Source organism: Streptomyces sp. bgisy027 (assembly GCF_057710365.1).
This window is the reverse complement of sequence record NZ_JBYIVZ010000003.1, coordinates 162,442-172,748: the sequence shown is the minus strand read 5'-3', so window position 1 is coordinate 172,748 and position 10,307 is coordinate 162,442. Positions and strand designations below refer to the sequence as shown.

At 70.3% G+C, this 10,307-nt stretch carries 6 protein-coding genes; 2 read left to right on the top strand and 4 right to left on the bottom strand.

The window, feature by feature from the left end:
- Positions 1-11 precede the first annotated feature (11 nt).
- The 4 genes from AC3ETA_RS04490 to AC3ETA_RS04475 all read right to left on the bottom strand — a co-directional run bounded on the left by AC3ETA_RS04490 (position 12) and on the right by AC3ETA_RS04475 (position 6,734).
- Entirely contained in the window at positions 12-3,803 is a 3,792-nt protein-coding gene (locus tag AC3ETA_RS04490) for a multifunctional oxoglutarate decarboxylase/oxoglutarate dehydrogenase thiamine pyrophosphate-binding subunit/dihydrolipoyllysine-residue succinyltransferase subunit (protein WP_432191491.1), read from the bottom strand.
- A 280-nt stretch (positions 3,804-4,083) separates the two neighbouring features.
- Positions 4,084-5,190, bottom strand: coding sequence for a HAMP domain-containing sensor histidine kinase (locus tag AC3ETA_RS04485; protein ID WP_432191490.1), 1,107 nt, complete (start codon positions 5,188-5,190; stop codon positions 4,084-4,086).
- Positions 5,187-5,924 (bottom strand): response regulator transcription factor, encoded by a 738-nt coding sequence (locus tag AC3ETA_RS04480; RefSeq protein ID WP_030956984.1) that lies wholly within the window; start codon positions 5,922-5,924, stop codon positions 5,187-5,189. Before AC3ETA_RS04480 ends, AC3ETA_RS04485 begins: the two co-directional genes overlap by 4 nt.
- A 132-nt stretch (positions 5,925-6,056) precedes the next feature.
- On the bottom strand, positions 6,057-6,734 hold the full coding sequence (locus tag AC3ETA_RS04475) for a spermidine synthase family protein (RefSeq protein WP_432191489.1): 678 nt from the start codon (positions 6,732-6,734) through the stop codon (positions 6,057-6,059).
- Between the two features lie 761 nt (positions 6,735-7,495).
- Between AC3ETA_RS04475 and AC3ETA_RS04470 the strand changes: the two genes are divergently transcribed.
- Both AC3ETA_RS04470 and lon read left to right on the top strand, forming a co-directional pair.
- Complete coding sequence (locus tag AC3ETA_RS04470; protein WP_432191488.1) at positions 7,496-7,639, top strand: hypothetical protein; 144 nt, start codon at positions 7,496-7,498, stop codon at positions 7,637-7,639.
- 198 nt (positions 7,640-7,837) lie between these two features.
- Positions 7,838-10,252 (top strand): endopeptidase La, encoded by a 2,415-nt coding sequence (gene lon / locus AC3ETA_RS04465; protein ID WP_432191487.1) that lies wholly within the window; start codon positions 7,838-7,840, stop codon positions 10,250-10,252.
- The last annotated feature ends 55 nt before the right edge of the window (positions 10,253-10,307 follow it).

The following is a 10,307-nucleotide window of genomic DNA, read 5'->3' as shown; positions in this document are numbered from 1 at the left end:
GTCTCAGTGGCTTACGCCTCGAACACCTCGCGCACCAGCTGCTCCTGCTCCGCCTGGTGGCGCTTGGCCGAGCCGACCGCCGGGGACGAGCCGTGCGGGCGGGAGATGCGCCGCAGGCGCTCGCCGTGCGGGACGTCGGCGCCGACCGCCAGGTCCAGGTGGTCGATCAGGTTGAGCGCGATGAACGGCCAGGCACCCTGGTTCGCCGGCTCCTCCTGGGCCCACAGGTACTTCTCGGCGTTCGGGTACTTGGCGATCTCGGCCTGGAGCTCGGCACCCGGCAGTGGGTACAGGCGCTCGATGCGGATGATCGCCGTGTCCGTGATGCCGCGCTTGACCCGCTCGGCCTCCAGGTCGTAGTACAGCTTGCCCGCGACGAAGACGACCTTGCGGACCGCGGCCGGGTCCGCCGACGCGTCGCCGATGACGGGGCGGAACTGACCCGACGTGAACTCCTCCGTCTTCGACGCGGCGGCCTTGAGGCGCAGCATCGACTTCGGGGTGAAGACCACCAGCGGCTTGTGGTGCGGGTTGTGCACCTGCCACCGCAGGAGGTGGAAGTAGTTCGACGGCAGGGTCGGCATCGCGACCGTCATGTTGTTCTGGGCGCACAGCTGGAGGAAGCGCTCGACGCGGGCCGAGGAGTGGTCCGGGCCCTGGCCCTCGTACCCGTGGGGGAGCAGTAGGGTGACGCCGGACGTCTGGCCCCACTTCTGCTCCGCCGCCGAGATGTACTCGTCGACCACCGTCTGCGCGCCGTTGACGAAGTCGCCGAACTGCGCCTCCCACATCACGAGCGCGTCGGGGCGGGCCAGCGAGTAGCCGTACTCGAAGCCCATGACCGCGTACTCGGAGAGCAGGGAGTTGTAGACGTTGTAGCGGGCCTGGTCCTCGGCGAGGTACTGGAGCGGGGTGTGCTCGTCGCCCGTCTCGCGGTCGATGAGGACCGCGTGCCGCTGGCCGAAGGTGCCGCGCTGGGAGTCCTGGCCGGAGAGACGGACCGGGGTGCCCTCCAGGAGGAGGGAGCCGACGGCCAGCGTCTCGCCCATGCCCCAGTCGATCGTCCCGTCCTCGACCATCGTCGCCCGGCGCTGCAGCTGCGGCAGCAGACGCGGGTGGACGTGGAAGGTGTCGGGGATGTTGACCTGGGACTCGGCGATCCGCTTGACGGTCTCCGAGGAGATCGCGGTGCTCACGGCGACCGGGAACTCCGCCTGCGGGTCCGAGACGGGACCGGCGGCCGGCTGGGCCGTGACGGCCTCGCGGACCTCGGTGAAGACCTTCTCCAGCTGGCCCTGGTAGTCCTGGAGCGCCTGCTCGGCCTCTTCCAGGGTGATGTCGCCGCGACCGATGAGGGACTCGGTGTAGAGCTTGCGCACCGAGCGCTTCTTGTCGATCAGGTCGTACATCAGCGGCTGGGTGAAGGCCGGGTTGTCCGACTCGTTGTGACCGCGGCGCCGGTAGCAGATGAGGTCGATCACCACGTCCTTGTTGAACGCCTGACGGAACTCGAAGGCCAGGCGCGCGACGCGCACCACGGCCTCCGGGTCGTCGCCGTTCACGTGGAAGATCGGGGCCTCGATCATGCGGGCCACGTCGGTGGCGTACATGGAGGACCGCGAGGACTCGGGCGCCGCCGTGAAGCCGACCTGGTTGTTGATGACGATGTGGACCGTGCCGCCGGTGCGGTAGCCGCGCAGCTGCGACATGTTCAGCGTCTCGGCCACCACGCCCTGGCCCGCGAAGGCCGCGTCGCCGTGCAGGGCGACGGGCAGGACGGTGAAGTCCGTGCCGCCCTTGTTGATGATGTCCTGCTTGGCGCGGGCGATGCCCTCGATGACCGGGTCGACCGTCTCCAGGTGGGAGGGGTTCGCGGCCAGCGAGACGTTGATCTGCTCGCCGTCCAGGCCCGTGAAGGTGCCCTCGGCGCCCAGGTGGTACTTCACGTCGCCGGAGCCGTGCATCGACTTCGGGTCGAGGTTGCCCTCGAACTCGCGGAAGATCTGCGCGTACGACTTGCCGACGATGTTGGCGAGGACGTTCAGGCGGCCGCGGTGGGCCATGCCGATGACGACCTCGTCCAGGCGGGACTCGGCGGCCGAGTCCAGCACCGCGTCGAGCAGCGGGATGACGGACTCGCCGCCCTCCAGGGAGAAGCGCTTCTGGCCGACGTACTTCGTCTGCAGGAAGGTCTCGAAGGCCTCCGCGGCGTTCAGCCGGCGCAGGATGCGCAGCTGCTCCTCGCGCTCCGGCTTGGTGTGCGGGCGCTCGATGCGGTCCTGGATCCACTTGCGCTGCTTCGGGTCCTGGATGTGCATGAACTCGATGCCGGTGGTGCGGCAGTACGAGTCGCGCAGCACGCCGAGGATGTCGCGCAGCTTCATCAGGGACTTGCCGGAGAAGCCGCCGACCGCGAACTCGCGCTCCAGGTCCCACAGGGTGAGGCCGTGCTCGGTGATGTCGAGGTCGGGGTGCTTGCGCTGGCGGTACTCCAGCGGGTCGGTGTCGGCCATGACGTGGCCGCGGACCCGGTAGGAGTGGATCAGCTCGAAGACGCGGGCGGCCTTCGTGACGTCGTCGTCGTGGCTGGCGTCGATGTCCTTGAGCCAGCGGACCGGCTCGTAGGGGATGCGCAGCGCCTCGAAGATCTCGTCGTAGAAGTTGCCCTCGCCGAGCAGGAAGTTCGCGACGATCCGCAGGAACTCGCCGGACGCGGCGCCCTGGATGACCCGGTGGTCGTAGGTCGACGTGAGCGTCATGACCTTCGAGATACCGAGCTTGTTCAGGGTGTCCTGGGAGGTGCCCTGGAACTCCGCCGGGTAGTCCATGGAGCCGACGCCCATGATGACCGACTGGCCGGGCATCAGACGCGGGACCGAGTGGACGGTGCCGAGGCCGCCGGGGTTGGTCAGGGAGACCGTGACGCCGGTGAAGTCGTCCATGCCGAGCTTGCCGTCGCGGGCGCGGCGGACGATGTCCTCGTAGGCCTGCCAGAACTCGAAGAAGTTCAGCGTCTCGGCCTTCTTGATGCCCGCGACCACGAGCTGGCGGTCGCCGTTGGGCTTGACCAGGTCGATGGCGAGGCCGAAGTTGATGTGCTCCGGCTTGACCAGGGTCGGCTTGCCGTCCTTCTCCGCGAAGGAGTAGTTCATCGACGGCATGGCCTTGATGGCCTGCACCATCGCGTACCCGATCAGGTGCGTGAAGGAGATCTTCCCGCCCCGGGCGCGCTTCAGGTGGTTGTTGATGACGATGCGGTTGTCGAAGAGCAGCTTCACCGGGACCGCGCGCACGGACGTGGCCGTGGGCACCTCCAGCGAGGCGTTCATGTTCTTCGCGACCGCGGCGGCCGGGCCGCGCAGCGTGACGAGCTCGGGGCCCTCGGCGGAGGCGGTGGCGGGCTCGGCCTTCTTCCGCTGAGCGGGCTTCGCGGCCGGAGCGGGCGCGGCGGGCTTCGCCGGAGCGGCGGCCGGGGCCTGGGCGGCGGGCGCGGGCTGCGCGGCCGCGGGGGCCGGCGCGGGCACCGACGGAGCGGCCGGAGCGGCCGGGGCGGGCTTGGGGGCCGTGGTGGTCTCTGCGGCCCCCGCGGCCGCAGTGCCCGCCGGCGCCGCGGCGCCGACGCCGGGCTTGTAGTCGGCGAAGAAGTCCCACCAGGCTCGGTCTACCGAATTCGGGTCCTGGAGGTACTGCTGATAGATCTCGTCGACGAGCCACTCGTTCGGACCGAACGCGGCCGCGGGGTTCTTGCCCGCTTGGTCGGTGTCGGTCGAGATGCTCGAGTTACTGGGGGACTGTGGCGACACGGCGGCAACCGCCCTCTTCCGCTTCACAAGGTGATGGACAGCGGGAATAAAGGCTACGCCCCCATGGCCGGGAAGGTCAGGTCGAGCAAGGTCATCGTCGCGTAAGTCACATCAGAATGCGTGTTTCGGGCCCGGAAATGGCGGGAAACAAGCGTGGTTCCGCTTCAGAAGGGATGGGGGCATCGAGACCCGGCGCACCAAAAGCGCAGGTCTGGACCTGATCACGCGTGTCCGTCAGGCAGGACGACGTGGATCTTGAGACTCCGCTTCGAACTTTACGTCAACTTTGAACGGAAGACTGCCCTGGAAGTGTGACAAGAATCCGGCAACCCCGATCGGATTCGGCCACGCCGATCCCGCCTCCGTGCAGATCCACGGCCCAGCGCGCGATGGCCAGCCCGAGCCCCGTGCCGCCGTCGCTGCCCGGCCCGTGCGGCCGGCGCACCGCGCCCCGGTTGAAGCGCTCGAAGACCTTGTGCCACTCCGACTTCGGGATGCCCGGACCCTCGTCCAGGATCTCCAGCTCCAGCGACTCCGGGAGCGGCCCGCGCCGCGCCTTCACCGTCACGCGGCCGTGCGGCGGGCTGTGCTTGATCGCGTTGTCGATGAGGTTGGCGACGACCTGGTGGATGCGCTCGGGGTCGGCGTGCGCGGTCAGCTCCGGCGGGGAGACGTCGAGGTGCAGATGGACGTCCGTACGGGTGTGGCTGCCTGAGCCGGAGGCCATCCCGCCGCGCGCGGAGGCGACCATGTTGGCCTCCTTCAGTACGCCGGAGAGGTACGGCCAGACCTCGAAGCGCCGCATGCGCAGCGGTACGACGCCGTTGTCCAGGCGGGACAGGTCCAGCAGGGTCTCCACGAGCCGGCCGAGGCGCTCGGTCTGCTTCAGGGCCGTGCGCATGGTCTCGGGGTCGGCCTCGGCGATGCCGTCGACGACGTTCTCCAGGACGGCCCGCAGGCCCGCGATGGGGGTGCGCAGCTCGTGCGAGACGTTCGCCACCAGCTCCTTGCGCTGCTGGTCCTGGGCCTCCAGCTCGTCGGCCATCAGGTTGATCGTCTCGGCCAGGTCGCCCAGCTCGTCCCGGCGGTTCTCCTTCACCCTGCGGGTGTAGTCGCCCTGCGAGATGGACCGTGCCACCGTGTTCATCTCGTCCAGCGGCGCGGTGAGCGAATGGGCCACGAACTGCGTAATGAGCAGTGTGGCGATCATCGAGAAGACCGTGATGAAGCGGAGCTCCGTCTGCGTGCGCACCGCGATCATCGACAGCCCGGTGGTGATCAGCACCGAGACGACGACCAGAGTGCCCAGCTTGGTCTTGATCGAGAACGGACTGACGCCGCCCCAGGGCTCCCCGGGGCCTCTCCGCGCGGCCGGCCCGTCGCTCATGGCGTCGGTGTCTCCAGGGCGTAGCCCACGCCGTGCACCGTGCGGATCCGCTCGGCGCCGATCTTCCGGCGCAGCGCCTTGATGTGGCTGTCCACCGTCCGGGTGCCGGAGGCGTCCGCCCAGTCCCAGACCTCGGCGAGCAGCTGCTCGCGCGAGAGGACCGCGCGCGGCGTGTTCGCCAGGCACACCAGCAGGTCGAACTCGGTCGGCGTGAGGTGGACGTCCTCACTGCGCACGCGCACCCGCCGCTGCGCGTGGTCGATCTCCAGCTCGCCGAGCCGCAGGATGCCCGACCGGGGGGTGGTGGCGGCCAGCGCGGCCCGCTCGACGCGGCGCAGCAGCACGTGCACGCGTGCCGCCAGCTCCCGCATCGAGAACGGCTTGGTCATGTAGTCGTCGGCGCCCACGCCGAGCCCGACCAGCATGTCGGTCTCGTCGTCGCGCGCGGTCAGCATCATCACCGGGACCGGCCGCTGGGCCTGTACCCGACGGCAGACCTCCAGGCCGTCGAAGCCGGGCAGCATGATGTCGAGGATCAGCAGGTCGGGCTGCCATGCCTCGGCCGTGTCGACCGCCGCCGGACCGTCCCCGGCCGTCTGCACGAGGAATCCCTCGGCACGCAGGCGGGCCGCGATGGCGTCCACGATGGTCGGATCGTCCTCGACCACGAGGACCCGGCGCTGCGCGCCCGGGGTCGCCGCCGTGCCGTTGTGGGAGGTGTGTGTCTGCTCCATCGCCCGCCCCAAAGTTGCTTTCCGGAATCCGTGGGGTGATCCCGCTGACTGGCTATGCCTGCTCATGCTTGCGATTGACGCTTGAATGATCCGCGTCAGGGAAGCAGAGTACGGGGAGTCACCGCGCCTCGGCTATCCAGGTCGTACGGCAAGGTGCACGACGTCCGGAACGCCCCGGGCAACGGGGATCTCTTCGGTACGCACCTGTTGGAATCCGGCATTACGCAAGGTTTCTTCGAATTCCGGAGAGGGCTGTGCGGACCATACCGCGAGTACCCCTCCCGGCCTCAACACCCGTGCGCAGGCGGCGAGTCCGTCCCGTGAGTAGAGACTCTCGTTGCCCTCGGTGACAGTCCATGCGGGGCCGTTGTCGATGTCGAGACACAGTGCGTCATACGTGTCGGAAGTCTCATGTACGTACCCCACGAGATCCGTTTCCAGAATCTCGGTGCGCGGGTCGGCGACGGCACCGGCGGAGAAGTCCGCCAAGGGTCCGTCGAGATGCCAGCCGATAATCGCGCTCTCGCGCTCGACGACGGCGATCCGTCCCGGGCGGGGATCAGCGGCGGCGTGTGCGAGCGAGAAGCCGACGCCGAGTCCGCCGATCAGCAGGTGCGGCGCCGGCCGTCCGTCCAGCGCGATGAGCGCGGCGTCGACCAGGAGCCGCTCCGAACGTCCGTCGGAGGTGTCCATCAGGAAGCAGCCGTTCGCGATGATCTGGAGCAGCTCGCCGTGCCGCCGCAGCACGATCTCGCCGTGCGGGCCCTCGCGGCGGTCCAGGACTTCCGGGATGTCGTACGAAGTGGGCATCCGGCCATCCTCGCAGCTCAACTCGGGCCGCCCCAGGGGAATACCGCGGACGGCGAGCCCGGGCCGCGGCGGCACAGGGGGCTCCGCTCTGTCTCGGGGAGTACCGCGGGTGTTCCAGGTTGACGCAGGCCGGCTGCGGCGGCGCCGGGCGTGCGTTGGCGCGTGCGCGTCCTGTAGCGACGCGAGAGCTTCTTGAGAGGTTGCCGAGAATCGGCTGTCGTGTGGCGAGGGTCACAGACATGGGGGCGAGGCGGGCCGACGCCGAGGGGAAACGGCGGTAGCGCCTCAGGCGTGGACCGAGGGGAAACGGAAGGAGCGCCTCAGTGTGGAACGGGCCGTGGCCGCGGATGCGACGGGGCCGGCCCCGGGGCGGGCTCCTTCGGGTGGGGCCGACCGTACCCGCGACGTGGTCGGCGGTACCGGTGACGCGGTTCTTCCCGATGCGGCCGGGCTGCCGGACGGGACGGAGCGGCAGCGGATGCCCGTGGGTGCGTCCGCCGTGTCCTGGCCGACGCAGGCCTGGTCGGGGCCGGGGTCGGCGCGGGCGCACGTGCGGTCGTGGCTCCGCGTGCCCCGAGCCCTCGCCCTCCGCCCCTGGCGCCTGCTCCCCACCCCCACCGGCACACCCTTCACCTTCGCCTGCTCACCTTCACCTACGCCGTCGCCCTGACGGTGACCTCGCGGTTGACCGCGTACGCCGACCCCGCCCTGGTCCACGCCCTCCACCATGGCTGCTCCGCCCGTGGCTGCGGTGGCCGGTGATGGCGCTGTTCGGCGCGCTGCCGGTCCACGACCTGCTCGGCCTCGCCGACCCGCTGACCCTCTTGGGGCATCTGATCGCCCTGGTCATCGGGGTGGGGCTGTGGCCGCTCGTGCGGCGCCGGCACGTGGCCTCCGCGCGCTGAGCCTTCCGCATCCTGCACGCGCGCTGACCCGTCCGGGGGTCCGGAAAGCTCTGGGCCCCGTCGGGCGTTCACGTACAAAAGCCGAGGTCACGGCCTGTGGTGCGGCTGATCGCTCACAGCGAACGGAGGCCGGGGAACATTCGAGCCACCCCAAGCATTGAGTCGGCATAGCTCAACTTGACTGCCGAAGGGGAGATCATGGCTTCGACGTCCACTTCGCTCACCCTGCCCGTGCTGCCGCTCGACGACGAGGTGGTGCTGCCCGGAATGGTGGTCCCTCTGGACTTGAACGACGCCGATGTACGCGCCGCGGTGGAGGCCGCCCAGGCCGCCGCCCGCTCCACACCCGGGAAGCCCCGGGTGCTGCTGGTGCCACGCATCGACGGGACGTACCCGGGCACCGGTGTGCTCGGAACCGTCGAACAGGTCGGCCGGCTGGCCGACGGCGACCCGGGCGCCCTGATCCGCGGTCGCGGCAGGGTGCGCATCGGCGCCGGGACGAACGGACCGGGTGCCGCCCTGTGGGTCGAGGGAACGCGCATCGACGAGAGCGTGCCCGAGCGGCTGCCCGGACAGGTCGGCGAACTGGTGAAGGAGTACAAGGCCCTCGCCACCGCCTGGCTGCGCAAGCGCGGCGCCTGGCAGGTCGTGGACCGGGTGCAGGCCATCGACGACGTCTCCCAGCTCGCCGACAACTCCGGCTACTCGCCGTTCCTGACCACCGAGCAGAAGATCGAGCTGCTGGAGACCACCGACCCGGTCGCCCGCCTCAAGCTCGCCACCCAGCAGCTGCGCGACCACCTCGCCGAGCAGGACGTCGCCGAGACCATCGCCAAGGACGTCCAGGAAGGCGTCGACAAGCAGCAGCGCGAATTCCTGCTGCGCCGCCAGCTGGAAGCGGTCCGCAAGGAACTGCGCGAGCTGAACGGCGAACAGGACGGCGAGGAGTCCGACGACTACCGCGCCCGCGTGGAGGCCGCCGACCTGCCGGAGAACGTCCGCGAGGCCGCGCTCAAGGAGGTCGACAAGCTGGAGCGGTCCAGCGACCAGTCCCCCGAGGGCTCCTGGATCCGCACCTGGCTGGACACCGTCCTCGAGCTGCCGTGGAACGAACGGACCGAGGACGCCTACGACATCCAGGGCGCCAAGGGCGTACTGGACGCCGAGCACGCCGGCCTGGAGGACGTGAAGGAGCGGATCACCGAGTACCTCGCGGTGCGCAAGCGCCGCAGCGACCGCGGCCTGGGTGTCGTCGGCGGCCGGCGCGGCGGTGCCGTGCTGGCGCTGGTCGGCCCGCCCGGCGTCGGCAAGACCTCGCTCGGCGAGTCCGTCGCGCACGCGATGGGGCGCAAGTTCGTCCGGGTCGCCCTCGGCGGCGTCCGGGACGAGGCGGAGATCCGCGGTCACCGGCGTACGTACGTCGGCGCGCTGCCCGGCCGGATCGTCCGGGCCGTCAAGGAGGCCGGTTCGATGAACCCGGTGGTCCTCCTCGACGAGATCGACAAGGTGGGCTCCGACTTCCGCGGCGATCCCGCGGCGGCTCTCCTGGAGGTCCTGGACCCGGCCCAGAACCACACCTTCCGCGACCACTACCTGGAGGTCGAACTCGACCTGAGCGACGTGGTGTTCCTGGCGACGGCGAACGTCATGGAGGCCATCCCCGAGGCGCTCCTGGACCGGATGGAACTGGTCCGTCTCGACGGCTACACCGAGGACGAGAAGATCGTCATCGCCCGTGACCACCTGCTCCCGCGCCAGCTGGAGCGGGCCGGCCTGGACAAGGACGAGGTCGCCATCGGCGACGACGCCCTGCGCAGGCTCGCCGGCGAGTACACGCGCGAGGCGGGCGTCCGCAACCTGGAGCGCTCCGTCGCACGACTGCTGCGCAAGGTGGCCGCCCAGCACGAACTGGGCGACCGGAAGCTGCCGTTCACGATCGGCGAGGACGACCTGCGCGCGCTGATCGGCCGGCCGCACCACGTGCCCGAGTCCGCCCAGGACCCGGCGGAGCGCCGCACCGCGGTGCCCGGCGTGGCCACCGGTCTCGCGGTCACCGGCGCCGGCGGTGACGTGCTGTTCGTGGAGGCGTCGCTGGCCGACCCGGAGACGGGCGCGGCGGGACTGACCCTGACCGGCCAGCTGGGTGACGTGATGAAGGAGAGCGCACAGATCGCCCTGTCCTTCCTGCGCTCCCACGGCGCCGAACTCGAACTGCCGGTCGCCGACCTCAAGGACCGGGGCGTGCACATCCACTTCCCGGCGGGCGCGGTGCCGAAGGACGGTCCGAGCGCCGGCGTCACGATGACGACGGCACTGGCGTCGCTGCTCTCGGGCCGGCTGGTCCGTACGGACGTGGCGATGACGGGCGAGGTCTCGCTGACCGGCCGGGTCCTCCCGATCGGCGGTGTGAAGCAGAAGCTGCTCGCGGCGCACCGCGCGGGTGTCACGACGGTCGTGATCCCGAAGCGCAACGAGCCCGACCTGGACGACGTCCCGGCCGAGGTGCTGGACAAGCTCGACGTCCACGCCGTGACCGACGTCCGCCAGGTCCTGGAGCTGGCCCTGGCGCCGGCCACCGACGGCGCCGCCCCTGAGGTTCCGGTCGCGGCGTGACGGACGCGACCGGACAGGCAAGGCCCGGGTCCCGTGAGGGAGGCCCGGGCCTTCG

Excerpts from the sequence above, each read along its gene's own strand:
- lon (WP_432191487.1), top strand. The coding sequence starts at position 7,838 with ATGGCTTCGACGTCCACTTCGCTCACCCTGCCCGTGCTGCCGCTCGAC.
- AC3ETA_RS04475 (WP_432191489.1), bottom strand. The coding sequence starts at position 6,734 with ATGCCCACTTCGTACGACATCCCGGAAGTCCTGGACCGCCGCGAGGGC.
- AC3ETA_RS04470 (WP_432191488.1), top strand. The coding sequence starts at position 7,496 with ATGGCGCTGTTCGGCGCGCTGCCGGTCCACGACCTGCTCGGCCTCGCC.
- AC3ETA_RS04480 (WP_030956984.1), bottom strand. The coding sequence starts at position 5,924 with ATGGAGCAGACACACACCTCCCACAACGGCACGGCGGCGACCCCGGGC.
- AC3ETA_RS04485 (WP_432191490.1), bottom strand. The coding sequence starts at position 5,190 with ATGAGCGACGGGCCGGCCGCGCGGAGAGGCCCCGGGGAGCCCTGGGGC.